Source organism: Pseudomonas sp. FBCC-B35 (genome assembly GCF_059133755.1).
Map to the genome: position 1 here is coordinate 4,763,624 of NZ_CP101439.1, position 20,211 is coordinate 4,783,834.

A 20,211-nucleotide genomic window follows, 5' to 3' on the forward strand; every position below is an offset into this window, starting at 1 on the left:
CATATGCCTTGGAACATGTGCACCATGACGCGCGTGCAATCCACAACAGGGGATATCCCATTTATGCAACGTTTTCTTAGCATCGCACTGGCGCTCTGCGTCGGCCTGACGCTGAGCCTGGACGCCAACGCCAAGCGATTCGGCGGCGGCAAGAGCGCTGGCTCCGCGCCCATTCACCAGACCCGTCAAGCTACGCCGAACACGCCTGCCGCCGCGCCGACCGCTCCTGGCCGCGCACCGGCCGCCGCCAGCGGTGCTTCGCGCTGGTTGGGCCCTCTGGCGGGCTTGGCCGCCGGTGGTCTGCTGGCATCCATGTTCATGGGTGACGGCTTCGAAGGCTTCCAGATCATGGACTTCCTGATCATCGCGCTCATCGCCTTCCTGGTGTTCCGCTTCATCGCCGCACGGCGACGTCAGCAGCAGCCACACATGGCCATGCCTGGCAATGCCCCCATGCAGCGTGAAGCACAGGGTCAGCCTGCACAGCCAAACATTTTCGGCGGTTCGACTGCGCCGGCGGCAGCGCCATCGCCTGTCATCAACGCGCCAGCCTGGTTCAATGAACAAAGCTTCCTGGCAGCTGCCCGCAATCACTTCCAGTCGCTGCAGCAGCACTGGGACGCCAATGAAATGGACAAGATCGCCGAGTTCGTGACCCCGCAGATGCTCGAGTTCCTCAAGCGCGAGCGTGCCGAGCTGGGTGATGGCTTCCAGTCCACCTACATCGACAACCTCGATGTACAGCTGGACGGCGTCGATGAGCGTGACGACCGTACTGACGCTACTCTCACCTTCCGCGGCGTATCGAAGAACTCGCGCTTCGACCAAGGTGAACAGTTCAGCGAAAGCTGGCACATGGTACGTGCCAAGGGCGAGAACCAGCCTTGGCTGGTCGCGGGTATCCGTCAAAACGGTTAATCCGGTCCAAAAACCACGGGCGTATCCGTAAGCTATTACTTTTGGGGCTGCTCTGCAGCCCATCGCGGCAAAAGGCCGCTCCTGTAAGGTCTCGTGATGCCGTCAATTCGGGTGCCACGCGGTCAATGTAGGAGCGGCCTTGTGCCGCGATGGGCCGTAAAGCGGCCCCAACCATTTCAAGTGAACAGCATTCCGGGCCTACCGGGGTTTTTGCTTTTGCCATAGCGCACTACTAGGGTATAACCCGCAGCGTTGTCATCTAGGTCAGAGGAAGTGAATCGTGGAAGAAGTGATTGAACAACTCCGTGAAGCCAACGAGCCAGTACCGGTCCCCCTTGAGCTTCCAGACGAGGATCAGTTGGTTGAAATCGAAGAGCAGCTGTTCATCAACATTCCGTTCGTGTTCAAGGAGTTCCTGCTGAACGTCAGCGATGTGGTCTATGGCTCGCTGGAACCTGTCACGGTGACTGACCCTCAGTCACACACCTACCTCCCGGACGTTGCTGCAAATGCCTGGGACGCCGGGGTGCCTCGGGAACTGATTCCGCTGTGCCAGGATGGCGACAATTACTATTGCGTCGAGGAAGATGGCACCGTGGTGCTGTGGGATGCCGATGAGGAACTCGTCGGTGAGGACAGCTGGGAATCGGTTTGGCATTGGGCACGGGACGTGTGGTTAGAGAGCTGATCAGCCTCACCCCCACCTCGGTCGAAGGACCTTGCGGGCCGTGATTACGGCCCGTCTGCAGCAGACGCCACTGGGGTCAGTGGCCGTTGTCCCGATTGTTCTCCAGCGTTTCGAGTAACGCAATCTGCATGCGTGTATGCACCCGGATGAACCAACGCCATAACAAAGCGACCACCACCGCTGCCACGATGGCAATGATCAGCAATAGCTCGTTGGTGGGTAGAATGCTCGCCGACAACGCCGACAGCAGCAAAAAGATCACCAGCAGCGAAATCAGCGGAATGACTTCAGCAATCACGCGCCGTACGCGCTGAGTATGGCGCCCAGCCATTTCAGGCTTGACGCCCATTTCAGCCAGCAGCATCGATAGCGCTTTGAGTTTGCGGTAAGCCGCGATCAGAAAAGGTAGCGAAAGCAGTAATGCAGCCCCCCAGATCACCGCCTTCTGCTGGCTCACATCGCTGATCCACTGGCTGAGCCAAGTGCCAAGCCGCCCTGCGAAGTAACCGCCGCTGAAGAATATGGCGATGACCAACGCCAGGTTCACGCCGACCTGCAACAATATGCGCCGTATCATCGCCGCCACCAGGGCACTCTGGCCCTGAGGCTGGATGTTGCGCAGCCACTCCCCATACAAGGACAGCACGCGAGCCAGCCGCCCAGGCACTACGTTACCCAGTTTTATCGACAGCGGATCAGCGGCACGAATCAGATACGGTGTCAGTAGCGTGGTAATGGCCGAGACGGCGACCGCCACCGGGTAGAGGAAGTCGCTGGTGACCTGCAGGGTCATCCCTAAGGCCGCAATGATGAATGAAAACTCGCCGATCTGAGACAGGCCCATACCCACCCGCAACGAGGTGCGCCCGTCGTTTCCCGCGATGAAAGCGCCCATGCCACAGGACAGCATCTTGCCCAGTACAACGGCCAAGGTAATGACCACAATCGGCCAAGCGTAGTCGACCAATACCTGCGGATCGATCATCAAGCCAATTGCGACGAAGAATATGGCGCTGAACAAATCCCTGACAGGTTCGATCAGACGCTCGATTTTCAACAACTGCCGCGACTCGGCCATGATGGCACCAATCAGGAAAGCCCCCAGGACCATGCTGTATTCGAGTTTCACGACCAGCAGACAGAATCCGAAGCACAGACCCAGCACTGTGATGAGCAGCATCTCGTTACTTTCGAACTTGGCCACATAAGCCAGTACGCGCGGTACCAGAAGAATGCCGATCACCAAGGCAACGATCATGAACAAGGACAGCTTGCCGACGGTTGAAAAGACCTCCCCCGAACTGACGGTGCCGCTGACGGCGATACCCGACAGCAGTGCGATGATGCCGATACCCAGGATGTCTTCGACAATCAACACACCGAATATCAGCTGTGCAAACCGTTCGTTCTTCATCTTCAGGTCATTGAGGGCCTTGACGATGATCGTGGTCGAGGAAATGGCGAGAATGGCGCCCAGGAACAAGGAGTCCATGGTGTTCCAGCCGAACCAACGCCCAATCTCGAAGCCGATCCAGATCATCAATACGATTTCCAGAAAAGCTGCTATGAAGGCCGTGGCGCCAACTTTGAACAGCTTGCGCAGGCTGAACTCGAGGCCCAGGCAAAACATCAGGAAAATCACGCCAAGCTCGGCGAGCGTTTTGATGGTGTCTTCGTCGTGAATCAGGCCGAAGGGGGGCGTGTGGGGGCCTATGATGAAACCGGCGACGATATAACCGAGCACCACTGGCTGCTTGAGACGGTGAAAAACAATGGTGACCACGCCTGCAACCAGCATGATGACCGCCAGGTCCTGAATGAAGCTGATGGCATGCATGACGTGATTCTCCTTCTCTCGTCTTGGGCTGTGCTAACGGGCAGGTCGCGCCTGCGCCGAGGCGGGCCCAAGCAAGCAGCGAGTACACACTGTATTCATTGAAAGCGTGCCCATGTTGCATGGGCGTACTCAGATTAACATCGCGCCTTCCCATGAACTGTCGATGCAATATGATGAAACAGATCGACTGCTATCAGGCCGTCACTGGCATAAACAGCGTGACGCTTCAAAGCATGGGAGCGTCCCGTTAAACGCAGGCTGTCGCTTCAACAGAACAGAGCGCCTGCTAGCCTTTGGCGCGATTGCGCACACTCTTACCGTGAGCATTTTATGGAACCTGGAAACGCCCAGCTGAGCATGACCGTCTTGATGACACCCGACATGGCGAATTTCTCTGGCAACGTACATGGCGGAACGCTGCTCAAGTACCTCGACGAAGTCGCGTATGCGTGTGCCAGCCGCTATGCAGGCTCCTATGTAGTCACGCTGTCAGTCGACCAGGTCATCTTTCGCGAGCCGGTGCATGTAGGCGAGCTGGTCACTTTCCTGGCGTCGGTGAACTACACCGGCAATACTTCCATGGAGGTCGGTATCAAGGTCGTTACCGAGAACATCCGTGAACGCTCGGTGCGCCATTCCAACAGCTGCTTTTTCACCATGGTGGCCGTGGACGATAATCGACGGCCAGTTTCGGTTCCCCCGCGTCAACCGCAAAGTAGCGAAGAGAAACGCCGATTCCTGCAAGGCCAGCAGCGACGGCAGATTCGCCAGGAACTGGAAAAGCGCTATCAGAACCTGAAAACCGACGGCGTCTAGGCGTTCAACAACCTCGCTTCAAAACGTACGCGCGGGTGGGCGATGCGGTCCTGGGCACGTATCAGCTGCAGCTCGTAACTGGCGCAGGCCTGAGTTTCCAGCAGTACTTCATGTACGGCGGAGGCTGCAAACTCGAATGCCTGTTCCCAGCTGTCGCCAAGCAGCACCCGCGCCATGAACAAACCGGAAGTCAGGTCACCCACGCCTACCGGTTGCTTGGGGAAGGCCAGCAGCGGGCGGCGCAAATGCCAGCTGTGTTCGGCCGTCACCAACAGCATCTCGAACTGGTCCTCTGCGCGCCCCGGGTAAGCCAGGTGCTTGACCAGCACAACCTTGGGCCCTTTGAGCAGAAGACTGCGAGCCATGCCTACGCAATCCTCCAGTGATGCCGCGCGCCGGCCACAGAAGCTGTCCAGCTCCAGCTGGTTAGGGCACAGGATGTCAGCCTTTGTGACCGCTTGTTCCAGCAAAAACTGGCTAACCTGTGGCGATACGATGCACCCCTTTTCAGGATGGCCCATGACTGGATCGCACAGGTACAACGCCCTCGGGTTGACGGCCTTTATTCGCGCCACGCCTTCCAGAATCGCGCGCCCCTGCTCGGCACTGCCGAGGTAGCCCGAGAGCACGGCATCACACTCCCCCAGCTCACCGATGTTGGAAATGCCTTCCACCAACGCTGGAATTTGCGTTGGAGCAAGCACGTCTCCGCTCCACTGGCCATACTGAGTGTGATTGGAGAACTGCACCGTGTTGAGCGGCCACACATTGATGCCGATACGCTGCATGGGGAATACCGCAGCGCTGTTGCCGGCGTGGCCGAACACCACATGGGACTGGATGGCGAGCAGGTGCGGGGTACGTTTCATGCGAGTCATTTCCAAAGCTGTTCAATAATCATGCAACGCGCAGTATGAACGTGATTGCCACCTGTACGACAGGCCAGGGACGCAGTTAAGCTGAATCGATCGGTTGGGAGCCTACGCACATGTTGACCCTGGAGAACCTGTTAGTCCTGATGGTGATGGCCACGGCAGGCGCTTGGCTGTGGCACAACCACGGTCTGCGCGAGAAGGCCTTGGAAAGGGTCAAACAGCATTGCGCAAAGCTTGACCTTCAGTTGCTCGATGACGCCGTCGCGCTCAAACGTATTGCCTTCGTGCGTGATGCCAAGGGTCGCAAGCGCCTGGCACGTCTCTATGGCTTCGAATTTACCGTGACAGGGGAGCAACGTCACCCTGGTACCGTGACTCAGTTCGGCGCGCACAGCATGCAGATAGAGCTGGCACCCTACCCCTTCGAAATCAAGACGCCCCCGCGGGCGGACAATGTGATCGAAATGCAGCAGTGGCGCCAGCAACATGACCGTTGGCACAACTGATCAAGGCATGAGGCAGCTCTGCAAGCGGGCTTCCAACTCGTCCACAGGCTGAGGCCTCTCGAAAATCAATTCCATGCGACTGTCGGCTATCCATTCACTGGGCTGCCAGGGCGCCAACTTGCCTTCGAGTGCATTGAACGAGCATCTGCCTTGTGCTGTGTGGATAACACCCTTGGCACGCCTCCACTTCAGCGACTTCAATAGCTCATCTATGGCCTGTGGATAAAAGCGCTGCTGGGGGTGCCAGCGCCAGCCTATGCTCCACCCATCCTCTCCTTGAACTACCTGGCGTATCGGCTCGCGCCGGTCCGCCCAAAGAGCACGCATGGCCTTCGGTGGATTGTCGACAATCCCGATATCGCTATCAGGGCTGTCAACAATCTTGTTTTGATAGACAGGCAGACTATTGAAAGGAAGCTGACCTTGCATCGTCCATATCAGCCTTTTCCCTGGGAATTCTTTATTTATCAACAGCTTAAAATCTTTATCCACAGACTCCGACTTATTGATAACCAGGGTTTCACAGGCTTCCAACGCGGCTGATTGAGCCGTCGGTAACGGCCTGCCACTGCGCAGAGATGCGGGTGTGGTGACGACTATCAACGGCTGAATTGTCAGCACATTAGTCCAAGGCGCTTGGGCCAATTGATCAAGCAATTGAAGAGGATGGCCCAGCCCGGAGGGCTCTATGAACAGTCTGTGCGGCGTGCACTGGCGCAGAAGCCTACCCAGCCCTACCTGGAACGGAACCCCATTGACGCAGCACAGGCAGCCTCCTGCTACTTCGGCGATCGAGATGCCGTTCTGGCTTGTGGACAAAAGTGCCGCATCCAGCCCTACTGCCCCGAATTCATTGACCAATACGGCCCAGCGTTCGAGGTCAGGCTTTTGCTGTAGCAGGTGATGAATCACCGTCGTTTTGCCGGCCCCCAGCGGGCCAGCAATGACATGGGTGGGAATATTGCGAAGCATGATGGTTCTTCAAGCAGGCGGTTTGCTCAACTATGCGCTGTCAGGCTAGCCAGTCAAGCGTAAGCAACAGTCGCGGTGGACCTGACGGGGAACGATGTACGACGCCTGCGCCTTCATTGCCCTCCCAGCGCTCGCCCTTGAACAAGGCAACGTCACCTGTATTCAGTCGCATCACCTTATCCACAGCAGCATTGCCTGTGGACAACGCAACTCGCGCTACTGCCTGCTCCGGTAGATATTCACTCCCCGGACCCGCGTAAGTGGTAATTAGCCTCAGTGGAACGTTATCCACATGAAAGCGTGGGCACATCGGACTGGTCAGTGCACGTATGCGCAAACCTACGCGATGCGCTCCAAGCAAACAGCTATAAGCCGAAACCAACCACGTGACATCCGCGACGAAAGCGTCATAGCCGTGGATATCCACAGCCTCGTACAGCAGCCCCTCAATCACTGGGACCTGATGCTCGTCGACCTCGATCACACGCTGGTCTGTTATCGATCCTCCAAGCCCCGCCACAACCTCTGAAAAGTCTTGCAGCTGAGGTGGAAGTTGCCGCTGCCAGACTGCGAGGTTGACACCCTCTTGCAGGACTTCTGCCATTGATTGAGGCGTGTGTCCAAACACCTGGCGGATATCCACAGCCACTGACGTATTCACGCTGCCACCTGTTCGTCCCAGGGGCCGAATGGGTCAGGAAAACGCAGCCAACCCATGGGCTCGAGTGCCATTTCTTCATCCGTCAACAGGCACTGATCAAGGGCTGTGGATAATTTCGCCACGTCCATATTTTGCCCTATGAACACCAATTCCTGCCGGCAGTCGCCAGTATCCGGTAACCAATGTTCAAGAATGGCAGCAACGTTATCCACATCCTCAGGCCACTGTTCACGGGGAACGAAACACCACCAACGACCCGCCAGCCCATGGCGCATCATGCCGCCTGCCTGGGACCAACTGCCCGCTTCTTTATATTTGCTCGCCAACCAGAAGAACCCTTTGGAACGCAGTAACCGGCCATTACTCCAGGGTGTGTGTACAAAGTCATGGAACCGCTGCGGATGAAAAGGCCGGCGTGCGGTCCAGGTAGTGGCTTGGATGCCATATTCTTCTGTTTCCGGTGTATGTTCACCGCGCAGCTCCTTCAGCCAGCCAGGCGCTTGCGCCGCCTGGTCGAAGTCGAACAAGCCAGTGTCCAGAATCCTGGCAAGGGGAACCTGACCCATGACCATGGGAATGATCTGGGCTCGGCGGTTCAGGCTCCGGAGGATAGCTGAAAGCTCCTCCCGCTCGGCCTGACTGACCAGATCGATTTTGCTCAACAGCAACACGTCAGCGAACTCTACCTGCTCGATCAGCAAGTCGCTGATCGAACGTTCATCGTCATCCCCCAATGTCTGGCCACTGCTTTCCAGGCTCTCTGCGGCTTGGTAATCCCGCATGAAATTCAAGGCATCCACCACGGTGACCATGGTGTCGAGACGCGCCAGATCCGACAGGCTGCGGCCTTGCTCATCACGAAAGGTAAAGGTTTCAGCCACAGGCAACGGCTCTGAGATACCGGTCGATTCAATCAGCAGGTAATCGAAGCGCCCCGCCTCGGCCAGCCGTGCAACCTCTTCAAGCAGATCTTCACGCAACGTGCAGCAGATGCAGCCATTGCTCATTTCCACCAGCTTTTCTTCGGCGCGGTTAAGGGTGACATTGCGCTGAACTTCGCTGGCGTCAATGTTGATCTCACTCATGTCATTGACGATAACCGCGACACGAAGCGCCTCGCGATTGCGCAGCACATGGTTGAGAAGCGTGCTTTTGCCTGCGCCCAGAAAACCGGAGAGCACAGTGACAGGAAGACGATTGGACATGGCAAAACCTCATCACACAGGCGCATTCGAAACGATGCATTGCATAATGTTATAAAGTAACAATACAATTTAGCCAAGCGGTTCCTGACGAATGCTCGGTGCAGTGGACTGGAAATTGACCAGCTCATTTCACAGCGCAGTACCAACGGCTCTGCCGTTACCTCACACGACCCATCAGCAGTGGACCCAATGTTCCACATACACGCATAGCCTTGGAAATCCCATGTCCCAATTCCAGCCCCAGCTTCCTGACGTCGCGGCACAACACATGAACTCAACCACACCGTTGGACTGGGTAGGAATGTGTGGGATAGCCATGCCAATGCAGATTGGAGGCCGTCAGGTAGCGGCTACAGTGGATGCTGGGGTGAATTTGGTAGATGGCAGCTCACGCGGCATACACATGTCGCGTCTGTACCTAGCGCTTGAAGATCTTGAGCATGAGCCGATGCGCCCGCTATCGCTGCGTCGCCTTTTGGCGAGTTTTCTCAGCAGCCATGATGGGCAATCATCTGCGGCATATGTGCGCCTGAGCTTCCAACACCTACTCAGGCGGCCTGCCCTGGTTAGCCCTCTAGCTGGGTGGAAAAGCTATGACGTCGAGATCGATGCACGGATCGAACATGAAATGTTCCACGTGGAACTATCTGTTTTGGTGCCTTATTCGTCTACATGCCCATGCTCGGCGGCGCTCGCTCGACAGCTTATCCAGCAACAGTTCCACGCTCGATTCGGCTCAGGAACTTTGGACAGCGAAGAGGTATTGGCATGGTTGGGGACTTCGGAGGGCATCGTAGCAGCGCCTCATAGCCAGAGGAGCATGGCAAAGATAAGCGTTAGGCTCGAGGATAATCGTCCTGAGCTTCCCATAACCGAGGTCATAGATGCGGCCGAGCAGGCCTTGGGCACTGCGGTACAAACTGCGGTAAAGCGCGCCGATGAACAAGCATTTGCGTTGGCGAACGGACAGAACCTGATGTTTTGCGAGGACGCGGTGAGGCGCTTGTATCAAGCGCTAAGCACTATCGAATGGATTAAAGGGTTCAAGACGCGCGTGGAACATGCTGAAAGTCTGCATGCCCACGACGCCGTAGCAACTGCCCAGTGGCAATGGAGCATTACGTCCGAGGCTTGACCGTACCGCAATCATTGCCTAGCCATACCGCGCGTGTGTTCATGCTGCCCTGCTGCTGAACACCCGACGCATTGAACGTGCCACTCACTTGGGTGGTGAACTCCTTGTCACTCAGGAAGGTGGCCTGGCCATTGCCCTGGGCTTTGGGGCAGCTGAATTGAAACTTCCAAACGTTACCGGTGCGGTCAGTGATCTTCTGAGTGCAGCCGGACTTTGGATCCTGCAGCGGAATGTCGTTGGTTGCCACCTGCTGAGGGGTGAGGCAGGAGCGCACCCCTTTACCACCCACGGTGACACCTTGCTTGGCAAGCATGCCTTCCATCATCGCCCGTTGATCGGGCGGTAGGTTCTTCAACTGGCTGAGCATGAAATCCATATCAGGTAGCGGCTTACCGTCGACCTGCATGTTGCTGGTGGTCAGCTCCCACAAGCCGGGTTGAAGCATTTGTGCCTGGGCTGTGACGCTACCTGCGCACAAGGCCAGCGCCAGCAACGGCATACGAATTTTCATGGAAAACATACTCCTGGAAATGCCGGACACCCCGACGATGTTTGGGTTAGACGTTGAAACGAAGCGCTTGTTGCAGGCGAACCACGTTCGTGTTCTGTTACCTAAGGTGTATTCGAAGAGCAGGATGCGTATGGATTACCACAGCCCCCTTTTTTTTGGCTACCTACTTGGCGTGATTCATCTGCTGGGTATTATCGCCGCGCTGCATGCGTTGTTCACAGTCCGTACTGCTCAAGGCGCCATTGCCTGGGCAATGCCACTTTTTTTCATTCCCTACCTGACGCTTATCCCCTACCTGATATTCGGTGCGCGCTCTTTCAATGCCTACATCAAGGCCAGGCGCCAAGCCAATCAAGAAATGCATGTCGCCATGGCCAGTTTGAATTGGCGCCCATGGGTCGAAGAAGCGCTGGCCGCGCGCGCATCGGATAGCTACGCCGCTTTGCGCGCCATGCCCAAACTCAGTCGAATGCCATGTCTGGCCAACAATCAGGTCGAGCTGTTGATTGACGGCAAGCGCACGTTCGAGGCGGTTTTCGAAGCCATCGATAAAGCGACACGCGTCGTACTGGTGCAGTTTTTCATCATCCATGACGATGACCTTGGGCGAGCATTACAACAGTTGCTGCTGCGCAAGGCGGCCGAAGGCGTTCAGGTGTTTGTATTGTATGACGGTGTCGGCAGCCATTCCCTGCCCCGCCACTACAGCCAGCAGCTTCGTGCGGGAGGTGTGCAAATACATGCATTCGCTACCCGTCGGGGCCTGTTCAATCGCCTTCAAGTCAACTTCCGCAATCACCGCAAGATCGTCGTGGTAGATGGGTTGGTCGGCTTTGTAGGTGGTCACAATGTCGGCGACGAGTACCTGGGGGCCAACCCCAAGCTTTCACCCTGGCGAGATACACACGTGCAAATCAGCGGGCCAGTGCTAGCGTGCCTACAGGAATCGTTCGCTGAAGATTGGTACTGGGTAACCCGGCAGTTGCCTCCCCTGATCCTCCAGGACACCTATCCCGATGACGGCGTGCTGTGCCAGGCATTGGCCAGCGGCCCTGCAGACTCCAAGGAAACCTGCTCGCTGTTCTTTCTGGAGGCAATCCACTCGGCCAAGCATCGAGTCTGGATAACCAGCCCGTATTTCGTGCCCGATGAAGCGGTATTCGCCGCCCTGCGTTTGGCGGCACTACGCGGTGTAGATGTGCGTGTCCTGATCCCGTCTCGCCCGGACCACAAGATCGTATACGCCGCCTCCAGCCTGTTCGCATTCGAAGCGGTGCGCGCCGGTGTTCGCATGTTCCGTTATCAACCTGGGTTCCTGCACCAGAAGGTCGTGTTGGTGGATGACGACATAAGTGCTGTCGGCAGCGCCAATCTCGATAATCGATCGTTCCGTCTCAACTTCGAGATCACGTTGCTCACCATCGACAAGGCATTCGCCGATACGGTCGAACGCATGCTCAACAAAGACTTTGCCAACGCGCGGGAGATTACGGTCGAGGAAACAGAGGCCACCCATCGGTTACAGCAAGTGGGCATGCGCATCGCAAGGTTGATTTCACCGGTATTGTAAAGCGCGCCAAGGGCCGACCTCACTCTTGAAGTGAGGTCGGTCACGCTTGGCACACGTTTGGTAAGCGCTAGCGGTAAAGGTGCTCACGCGTCCAAGGCAGGTCATGGTGGCCATCCGCGTAGGGTTTGACCGCCAATATCTGATGCAGGTTGATCCAGCCTTTCTCGAACGCGTACGCGCAACCTGCCAAATAAAGGCGCCAGATACGCAATGTTTTTTCAGGGACCAGCGCAGCTGCATTGTGCAGTTGGTTTTCCAGGTTCTCGCTCCAGTGATGCAGGGTCTTGGCGTAATGCATGCGCAAGCTTTCCACATCCACCACTTCCAACCCTGCCTCACAGACAGCGGCGCTGATCATCGACAAGTGGGGCAGCTCGCCGTGGGGGAACACATAACGGTCAATGAACTCTCCAGCCCCCCGACCCACCGGGCGGCCATCCACATGCTTGGCCGTGATGCCATGGTTCATGACGAGGCCGCCTTCGCGCACTGCGCCGAACAGCGTCTTGCAATACAAAGGTAGATTGGCATGACCCACATGCTCGAACATGCCCACGCTGACGACCTTATCGAAGCGCCCGTCTTGTGGCAGGTCACGGTAATCAAGAATCTGCAGGTCTACGCTGTCGGACAGGCCCTCGGCCTCCACCCGTTCCCTGCCCAGCTTGAACTGCTCTTTGCTCAACGTGATGCCCAACACGTTCGCCCCATATTCACGTGCCGCAAAGCGCGCCAGACCGCCCCACCCACACCCCACATCCAACAAGTAGTCACCGGCAGCCAAGCGCAGCTTGCGGCATAGATGATCGAACTTGTCTTGCTGGGCCTGTTGCAGCGTATTGTCCGGCTCACGGAAATAGGCGCAGGAATAAACCATGTCCTGGTCCAGCCATAACCGGTAAAAGTCGTTGGACACATCGTAGTGGTAGGAAATGGCTTCGGCATCGGTTCGCTTGTCATGCGCCAGGCGCTGGGGAGCATGATCGCTATCATCGGGTAGCAGTGCTTCGCTGAGTTCATCGCAGACACGGATGGCCTCACCGATGTCGCCTTCGAGTTCGAGCTTGCCTTCCACGAAAGCGGTGCCCAACTCATCCATGCTTGGATGGGTGAGTTGGGAGATGAGCTGAGGCTCCTTGACCAGGATGGTCACTTGCGGGCTGGGGCCCAGGTCGAAATGGTTGCCGTCCCACAATTTGAGACGCAACGGCAGGTGTAGACTCTGCAAAGCCGGCGGAAGCTGAGCAAGCATGTAACCCTTCCTTCCCATGTACGGGGCAAGACCCAAGACATTTCGAAAGCCACCGGTTCAGCGTAGACCATCTGTAGGAGCTGTCTGTAAAACGAAAGTTTAAGCCGAGGTCTACAGCTTCAGATTCAGGGAAACGAATGCCGACCGACCAGGTGCTGGCGAAAACATCGCCTGGTCGTCACCGCCCCAGAAGAAGTTGTCGTACCAGACGTATTCGTATTTGCGGTCCAGCAGGTTCTTGACCTGCACATCGACGCTGGCAGCGGACGTGATGCGGTAGCTGACGCTGGCGTCCGCAACGACAAACCCACCGTATTTGCCTTGCTCATTGAGCTCGTCGATGTAGTAGCTCCCTTGCGCCCTGCCCTGCAGACCGAACTTCCAGTCATCGTTATAACGATAATCGACGCCCACGGTGCTCACGTACCGAGGCGTGGAGAACACTTCCTTACCCGAGAGTGATTGCCCTGCGGCAGAAAACGCTTTGACCACCTTTGCTTCCTGGATGGCGTGGGAGGCATAGACAGTCCACTGATCATCCAGTTGAGCATTGATCTGCAAATCCACGCCGCGACGGCGCGTTTCACCCAACCCGACCGTGGTGCCGGTGCTGGGCATGTTTGCCACTTCATCGGTAGCATCCTGCTGCCAGATCGCCACTCGCGCTTGGGCGCCCTCGAACGGTCTGAACTTGATACCGACCTCTTTGCCTGTGTTGATCGACGGGTCGTATGAAGGCTGCCCAGGGGTCAAGTAGGCGGGCTCGGTCGAGCCGGTGAGTATCTGGAAGGTACGCCCCCAATTGGCGTAAACGTCGATATCGGGGGTAACGCTATAGATCACGCTCAGCTTGGGCTGTCGGATCCAGCCGTAGTCTTGCAGCGAGCCTTTGACGCCACCCAAGAGCTGCGTACTACCGGTGAACTGGTCCACCCGCATGGCCGGGATGATCTTCAGTGACTCGATGGGCTGGATAACGGCCTGAACATAGGCACCGGTGTTGCGCAGGGTATAGCGATCGTCATTCTGCACGCGGGCCGGTACGGTATCGAAGTGGGTCGGAACGCTGAAGCTGTAGCGCTGGCGACGGTAGGTATTGTCCTGCTCTTCGTAGTTGACGCCGCCATCGAGGGTGAGGTGCTCGTTAACGCGCCATGTCAGGTTATTGAGGATGCCCGTCTGCTGTTCGTCCCATTGCCGACGCTGACGGGGCGCATTACCTGGGCGATAGTCCGTGAAGGTAACGGTGCGATCATCGTTGTAGTCGTTGTAATACAGCTTGCTGCTAAGGCTCAAGTCATCATTGAGCTGCCAATCCGCGTGCAGGCTGAGGTGCTTCATGTCGCGGTCATCACCGTCATTGGCGTTCTTGGCCGGTGATTGTGTACGGCTGGCGTGCATCTGGTCACGGGTGAGAAACCCGGACTCCTGGGCCTGGTGATGGTACAAGCGCGCGATCAGCCCAATGCGGAAATTCTGCTCGTCGTTGCTGACGAACCACTTACCCCCCAGTGCGTATTTGTTCGAGTTGCTGTGATCGCGGTAGCCATTGCTGTCCTGCTTGGCAAGGATGTAGTTCTGGGCAAAATTCCCCTCCTCGTGCCCGACCGCCAACTGCACTTCACGGGTGTCGAAGCTGCCATAGGTCAGCCGGCTATCGACATAGTTGCCGCCTTGGCGCGTGGCGAAATTGATGTTGCCCGCAATGTTGTGCAACCCGTAACGAGGGTCGTTCGTGCCCCGGACCACTTCGATGTAGTCGATGTCCAGGGGAAAGATCATGTCGATGAAGCGCTGGTTACCGCTGTTGACGTTGCTCGGGATGCCATCGATCAATGTCTTGATACCGTTGATGTACCCTTCGCCGTTGAAAGCGCGGAACGTAACCTTGCCCGATTCGGCCCCCTGCCCTGTTTCGGTGAGCTGAATGCCCGGCATCTGGCCCAGCAGTTGCCAGCTGTTCATGACGTTCTTGTCCTCTACCTGATCACCGCCCAGCACATCGACCGACGTGAGCACGTTCTCGGTGCTCAGGGCCACCTTGGCGTCCTGCGTAATGTTCACGGCGCCAAGGGTGATCGTGGAGCTGCCTGTTTGGTCGGCGAACAGTTCAGGGGTAACCATTACCGTGAACATGGCAAGGGAGGCCGGGGTGACTCGCATGGGTGCTCCTAGGTGAGTAGACAGGGGTGGGATCAGGTGCGCAAAGCTCGGGAAAATCATGCAGAGCTATTAACACGTTATATCATAACTACTTAAACGTTATGATATATCACCTCAATTCCAACCGCCCAATGTTCAACGCACCCAGATTCGAGATAGGCCTTAGGGGTTGTTAGGTGAAGGGTTCAGCCGCATCCAACCCTGAAGCACAACCGTATAAAAATCATCGATAAAAAAACCCCCGTGATACGGGGGTCTTAGCTGCGGGTTGATCCGATGATCACCTGCCATGTTTCACGGCTAGCCCTGCTCAGGAGCAGGACAGTATGCCGGCACTGTTGAAACGCTACCTTTACTCCACCGTCACCGACTTCGCCAAGTTGCGCGGCTGGTCAACATCAGTCCCTTTGAGCACGGCGACATAGTACGAGAGCAGCTGCAAAGGAATGGTGTACAGAATCGGCGCCAGCGCATCCGCGATATGCGGGACTGGAATCACATGGGTGCCTTCGCCGTTGCTCAAGCCGGCTTGCTCGTCAGCGAAGACCACCAGCTCACCGCCGCGTGCACGCACTTCCTGCAGGTTGGACTTGAGCTTCTCCAGCAGTTCATTGTTCGGCGCAACGGTCACCACGGGCATGTCGTTATCCACAAGCGCCAGTGGGCCATGTTTGAGCTCGCCCGCAGGATAGGCTTCGGCGTGGATATAGGAGATTTCCTTGAGCTTGAGCGCACCCTCCATGGCCACCGGATATTGAGCGCCGCGCCCCAGGAACAAGGTGTGATGCTTGTCTGCGAACAGCTCGGCGATTTTCTCGACGGTTGCGTCCATGGCCAATGCTTCACCCAGACGGGTTGGCAAGCGGCGCAGCTCCTCGACCAGCTCAGCTTCGACGCCCTTGTCCAAGGTGCCGCGCACCTGGCCCAAGGCCAAGGTCAGAAGCATCAACGACACCAGCTGGGTGGTGAAGGCCTTTGTCGAGGCGACGCCGATTTCCGGTCCGGCCAGGGTCAGCAACGTCAGGTCAGATTCACGCACCAGCGAGCTGATGCCCACGTTGCAGATCGCCAGGCTGCCAAGGAAGCCCAGCTCCTTGGCGTTGCGCAGCGCTGCCAGGGTATCGGCGGTCTCGCCCGACTGGGAGATGGAAACGAACAGCGTATCGGGCTGCACGACCACCTTGCGGTAACGGAACTCGCTCGCCACCTCTACTTGGCAGGGGATCCCTGCCAGGCTTTCCAGCCAGTAACGTGCAACCATGCCAGCATGATAGCTGGTACCACAGGCCACGATCTGCACATTGCGCACTTTGCCGAACAACTCGGCTGCCTGCGGGCCGAATGCCTGGACCAGCACATGGTCACTGCCCAAGCGACCTTCCAGTGTGCGTTGCACCACGCGTGGTTGCTCGTGGATTTCCTTAAGCATGAAGTGGCGGTACTGGCCCTTGTCGGCGGCCTCGGCACCCTCGTGGTACTGCACGGTTTCACGCTGCACGGGGTGGCCATCATGGTCCCAGATGGCGACGTGGTCGCGACGGATCTCGGCGATGTCCCCTTCTTCGAGGTACATGAAGCGGTCGGTGACCTGTCGCAGGGCCAGCTGGTCGGAGGCGAGGAAGTTCTCACCGAGCCCCAGGCCAATCACCAATGGGCTGCCGCTACGGGCAGCGACCAGGCGGTCCGGCTGGCTTTTGCTGATCAACGCCAGGCCATAGGCGCCGTGCAAGCGCTTGACCGCAGCCTTCAAGGCGTCTGCCAGGTCGGGGATGCCCTTGAGGATATGGTCGATCAGGTGGACGATCACTTCGGTATCGGTCTGCGACACGAAGGCATAGCCCAATCCTTTCAGTTCCTCGCGCAGCGCCTCGTGATTCTCGATGATGCCGTTGTGCACCACGGCCACGTCATGGCCTGAGAAATGAGGGTGGGCATTGGTTTCAGTAGGCGCGCCATGAGTGGCCCAGCGGGTATGCGCGATGCCGAGCCGTCCTGCGATTGGCTCGAGCACGACGGCTGCTTCGAGCTCGCTGACCTTGCCGATACGGCGACGGCGTTGCAAATCGCCTTCCGGCGTCAGCACCGCCAGGCCTGCGCTGTCATACCCACGGTATTCAAGACGCTTCAGGCCCTCGATAAGGATGGCGGTAATGTTGCGTTCGGCCACAGCACCTACGATTCCACACATGCTTGGTTACTCCTGACTGATAGCGGCGCAGATCAAATTGACGCCGCGTGCTTTAATTTGTTCGCGTGCCTGTTCGCACAGGCGTTCGTCCGAGATCAGGGTGTGCACCCTGCCCCACGGCAGTTCGAGGTTGGGAATCTTGCGGCCGACCTTGTCCGACTCGACCATCACGATCACCTCACGGGCGACCTCGGCCATGACTCGGCTCAGACCCAGCAACTCGTTGAATGTGGTGGTGCCGCGTTCCAAGTCGATGCCATCGGCCCCAATGAACAATTGGTCGAAGTCATACGAGCGCAGAACCTGTTCGGCCACTTGGCCCTGAAAGGACTCGGAATGTGGGTCCCAGGTGCCACCCGTCATCAGCAGCACCGGCTCGTGCTCGAGTTCGCTGATGGCCCTGGCAACATTGAGCGAATTGGTCATGACCACCAGACCAGGCTGGCGTCCGAGTTCAGGGATCATGGCAGCGGTGGTACTACCGCTGTCGATGATGATCCGGGCGTGTTCGCGGATGAGGCTCACGGCGGCGCGAGCAATGGCGCGTTTGTAGGCCGATACGGGTTGTGCCGGCTCAGCCAGCAATTCCTGCGGCATGGTTACCGCACCGCCGTACCGGCGTAACAACAAGCCGTTGGTTTCAAGTGCCGCCAGGTCCTTGCGGATAGTGACCTCAGACGTGTCAAACCGCCTCGCCAGCGCGTCCACGCTGACTTCACCCTGCTCCGCGAGCAGGGCCAGTATGTTATGGCGACGTTGTGGCGTGTTTCGTTTCGACATCGGCGCTTTAAGTTTCGTTTCGAAAGATAATGATCGCAATCAAAACCTAAATGCTCGGGTTCGTCAACCCATCTTAGCGCTGTGGATAAAAACGCTGTGCAGAGGCATAGCCCAGCTTTGGCTATCCATCTGATGCCGGACAAATAAAAAGGCCGGCTTGTTATGCACAAGGCCGGCCTTGATAGAGCTGTGGATAAATCAGGGCTTCTTGATCTTCTCTGGACGCTTCCACCCCGAGATGTTGCGCTGACGGGAGCGTGCTACCGCCAACTCACCTGCTTCCACGCATTGAGTGATCGTCGAGCCCGCGGCAGTCGTGGCCCCGGCCTTGATTTCCACAGGCGCGACAAGGGCGCTGTTGGAGCCGATGAAGACGTCTTCGCCCATCACTGTCTTGAATTTGTTTGCGCCATCGTAGTTACAGGTGATGGTGCCAGCACCAATATTGGTACGGGCACCGATATCGGCATCACCCAAGTACGACAGGTGCCCCGCCTTGGCGCCTTCACCAAGATGAGCATTCTTCAACTCGACGAAGTTACCCACATGGGCCTTGGCATCGAGTACGGTCCCCGGACGCAAGCGTGCAAATGGACCTGCATCACTCCCCTCGCCCATGACGGCACCCTCAAGGTGACTGTTGGCCTTGATCACGGCACCTTTGCGCAGCGTGCAATCCTTGATCACGCAATTAGGGCCAATCTGCACGTCGTCTTCGATGACAACCTTGCCTTCCAGAACGACGTTGAGGTCGATCAGCACATCCCGGCCGACCGTCACTTCGCCCCGGACATCAAAACGCGAAGGGTCACGCAAGGTCACACCCTGCGCCATCAGGCGGCGGCCTTCACGCAACTGGTAGTGACGCTCCAGTTCGGCAAGCTGACGACGGTCATTGGCACCCTGCACTTCCATGGGATCGGCGGGTTGCTCGGTGGCAACCATCAAACCATCAGCGACTGCCATGGCGATCACATCCGTCAGGTAGTACTCGCCCTGGGCATTGTTGTTCGACAAGCGGCCCATCCAATCCGCCAGGCGAGCGCCAGGAAGCGCCAGAATGCCGGTGTTGCCCTCACAAATGGCCTTCTGCGCCTCGTTAGCGTCTTTATGCTCGACGATGGCCGTTACTTGCCCATGCGCATCACGCACAATGCGGCCATAGCCCGTCGGGTCTTCGAGCGTGACCGTGAGCAAACCGAGTTGCTGCTCGCTGGCTTTGGCCAACAAACGTTGCAGGGTCGGTACCTCGATGAGCGGAACGTCGCCATACAGCACCAGCACGGTGTCCGCCGACAGTGCTGGCAAAGCTTGCGCCAAGGCATGCCCCGTACCCAGTTGCTTGTCCTGCATGACAAAGTTGAGGTCGTCGCCTGCCAGTCTCGCCTGAACCAACTCTGCCCCATGGCCTATCACCACGTGGATGCCCTGCGGCTGAAGCTGGCGAGCGCTGTGGATAACATGACCGAGCATGGAGTTGCCGGCTACCGGGTGCAGTACCTTGGGCAGCGACGAGCGCATGCGGGTGCCTTGGCCGGCGGCAAGAATAACGATATCGAGGGACATGACTGGCTACCAATCCTGGGCGGTCAGTTGCTTGACCGAAAGGGGGAAATCGAAAAAAGAAAAAGGGTAGCCGAGGCTACCCTTTTACTCAATCGCAACACAAATGATGGCCGTAGCCGATCACTTGCCTCTGCGCATCTGCTGGACAGTACGCAGCTGAGCCGCAGCCTCGGCCAGACGTGCGGCAGCAGCGCCGTAGTCGAAGTCCGAGCCTTTGGTGTTCAGCGCGTTCTCGGCAGCCTTGAGGGCTTCCTGAGCCTGAGCTTCGTCCAGGTCGGCAGCACGTTGCACGGTGTCGGCAAGAACCTTCACCATGTTCGGCTGCACTTCGAGGAAGCCACCGGAGATGTAGTACACCTCTTGAGTGCCACCCTGCTTGGTCAGCGTGATCGGACCCGGCTTGAGATTGGTGATCAGCGGGGCGTGACCTGGTGCGATACCCAGATCGCCCAAGTTGCCGTGCGCTACTACCATCTCGACCAGACCGGAGAAGATTTCTCCTTCCGCGCTGACGATATCGCAATGGACTGTCATAGCCATCTGCTTGCCTCAACCTGATTAGCGCCCC

At 57.6% G+C, this 20,211-nt stretch carries 18 protein-coding genes; 6 read left to right on the forward strand and 12 right to left on the reverse strand.

The genetic code is table 11. The annotated features are described in order from the left end of the window. The first annotated feature begins 63 nt into the window (after positions 1-63). Both NMB38_RS21765 and NMB38_RS21770 read left to right on the forward strand, forming a co-directional pair. Entirely contained in the window at positions 64-918 is an 855-nt protein-coding gene (locus tag NMB38_RS21765) for a Tim44 domain-containing protein (protein WP_027913326.1), read from the forward strand. Positions 919-1,198: 280 nt separating this feature from the next. Then, a complete protein-coding gene (locus NMB38_RS21770) occupies positions 1,199-1,606 on the forward strand; it encodes an SMI1/KNR4 family protein (RefSeq protein WP_023532298.1) in 408 nt (135 codons plus the stop codon). A 76-nt stretch (positions 1,607-1,682) separates the two neighbouring features. On the opposite strand, the gene NMB38_RS21775 is transcribed toward NMB38_RS21770, so the two are convergent. Continuing rightward, a complete protein-coding gene (locus tag NMB38_RS21775) occupies positions 1,683-3,443 on the reverse strand; it encodes a cation:proton antiporter (protein ID WP_028686796.1) in 1,761 nt (586 codons plus the stop codon). A 330-nt stretch (positions 3,444-3,773) separates the two neighbouring features. On the opposite strand from NMB38_RS21775, the gene NMB38_RS21780 reads away from it, so the two are divergent. After that, a complete protein-coding gene (locus NMB38_RS21780) occupies positions 3,774-4,259 on the forward strand; it encodes an acyl-CoA thioesterase (RefSeq protein WP_023532667.1) in 486 nt (161 codons plus the stop codon). Here NMB38_RS21780 and pdxY read toward each other — a convergent pair. After that, the gene (gene pdxY / locus NMB38_RS21785) at positions 4,256-5,128 is read right to left on the reverse strand and encodes a pyridoxal kinase PdxY (protein WP_049695278.1); all 873 of its coding nucleotides are present in this window, start codon (positions 5,126-5,128) and stop codon (positions 4,256-4,258) included. The two genes, NMB38_RS21780 and pdxY, sit on opposite strands and share 4 nt — an antisense overlap. Positions 5,129-5,247: 119 nt before the next feature. Here pdxY and NMB38_RS21790 point away from each other — a divergent pair, with 119 nt between their 5' ends. Continuing rightward, on the forward strand, positions 5,248-5,640 hold the full coding sequence (locus tag NMB38_RS21790; protein WP_023532824.1) for a DUF3301 domain-containing protein: 393 nt from the start codon (positions 5,248-5,250) through the stop codon (positions 5,638-5,640). Here the strand turns inward: NMB38_RS21790 and NMB38_RS21795 are convergent, their stop codons facing one another. From NMB38_RS21795 to zigA, 3 genes are read right to left on the reverse strand one after another with little or no spacing between them, the layout of a single operon-like run. Beyond that, complete coding sequence (locus tag NMB38_RS21795) at positions 5,641-6,612, reverse strand: CobW family GTP-binding protein (RefSeq protein ID WP_490805764.1); 972 nt, start codon at positions 6,610-6,612, stop codon at positions 5,641-5,643. A 40-nt stretch (positions 6,613-6,652) separates the two neighbouring features. Next, positions 6,653-7,216: a DUF1826 domain-containing protein gene (locus NMB38_RS21800; protein WP_111475556.1), complete on the reverse strand. Its 564-nt coding sequence runs from the start codon at positions 7,214-7,216 to the stop codon at positions 6,653-6,655. Between the two features lie 53 nt (positions 7,217-7,269). Further along, complete coding sequence (zigA, locus tag NMB38_RS21805) at positions 7,270-8,478, reverse strand: zinc metallochaperone GTPase ZigA (protein WP_028686801.1); 1,209 nt, start codon at positions 8,476-8,478, stop codon at positions 7,270-7,272. A gap of 223 nt (positions 8,479-8,701) precedes the next feature. Between zigA and folE2 the strand changes: the two genes are divergently transcribed. Next, positions 8,702-9,613, forward strand: a complete 912-nt coding sequence (gene folE2 / locus NMB38_RS21810; RefSeq protein WP_494354864.1) for a GTP cyclohydrolase FolE2 — start codon at positions 8,702-8,704, stop codon at positions 9,611-9,613. On the opposite strand, the gene NMB38_RS21815 is transcribed toward folE2, so the two are convergent. Next, the gene (locus tag NMB38_RS21815; RefSeq protein WP_027913319.1) at positions 9,597-10,124 is read right to left on the reverse strand and encodes a DUF3617 domain-containing protein; all 528 of its coding nucleotides are present in this window, start codon (positions 10,122-10,124) and stop codon (positions 9,597-9,599) included. The genes folE2 and NMB38_RS21815 overlap by 17 nt on opposite strands. Before the next feature lie 130 nt (positions 10,125-10,254). Between NMB38_RS21815 and cls the strand changes: the two genes are divergently transcribed. After that, positions 10,255-11,694 (forward strand): cardiolipin synthase, encoded by a 1,440-nt coding sequence (gene cls / locus NMB38_RS21820; protein WP_059183516.1) that lies wholly within the window; start codon positions 10,255-10,257, stop codon positions 11,692-11,694. A gap of 67 nt (positions 11,695-11,761) precedes the next feature. Here the strand turns inward: cls and cfaB are convergent, their stop codons facing one another. The 6 genes from cfaB to NMB38_RS21850 all read right to left on the reverse strand — a co-directional run bounded on the left by cfaB (position 11,762) and on the right by NMB38_RS21850 (position 20,183). Next, positions 11,762-12,946 carry a C17 cyclopropane fatty acid synthase CfaB gene (cfaB, locus tag NMB38_RS21825; RefSeq protein ID WP_490805766.1) on the reverse strand — a complete coding sequence of 395 codons (1,185 nt, stop codon included), beginning with the start codon at positions 12,944-12,946 and terminating at the stop codon, positions 11,762-11,764. Positions 12,947-13,057: 111 nt separating this feature from the next. Beyond that, on the reverse strand, positions 13,058-15,109 hold the full coding sequence (locus NMB38_RS21830) for a TonB-dependent receptor (protein WP_490805767.1): 2,052 nt from the start codon (positions 15,107-15,109) through the stop codon (positions 13,058-13,060). Positions 15,110-15,461: 352 nt separating this feature from the next. Continuing rightward, positions 15,462-17,297, reverse strand: coding sequence for a glutamine--fructose-6-phosphate transaminase (isomerizing) (gene glmS, locus NMB38_RS21835; protein WP_104926657.1), 1,836 nt, complete (start codon positions 17,295-17,297; stop codon positions 15,462-15,464). 6 nt (positions 17,298-17,303) lie between these two features. Further along, positions 17,304-18,077: a DeoR/GlpR family DNA-binding transcription regulator gene (locus NMB38_RS21840; protein WP_049695265.1), complete on the reverse strand. Its 774-nt coding sequence runs from the start codon at positions 18,075-18,077 to the stop codon at positions 17,304-17,306. Positions 18,078-18,275: 198 nt separating this feature from the next. Continuing rightward, positions 18,276-19,643: a bifunctional UDP-N-acetylglucosamine diphosphorylase/glucosamine-1-phosphate N-acetyltransferase GlmU gene (gene glmU / locus NMB38_RS21845; protein WP_140174898.1), complete on the reverse strand. Its 1,368-nt coding sequence runs from the start codon at positions 19,641-19,643 to the stop codon at positions 18,276-18,278. 120 nt (positions 19,644-19,763) lie between these two features. Next, positions 19,764-20,183 (reverse strand): F0F1 ATP synthase subunit epsilon, encoded by a 420-nt coding sequence (locus NMB38_RS21850; protein ID WP_023532701.1) that lies wholly within the window; start codon positions 20,181-20,183, stop codon positions 19,764-19,766. Positions 20,184-20,211: the final 28 nt, after the last annotated feature.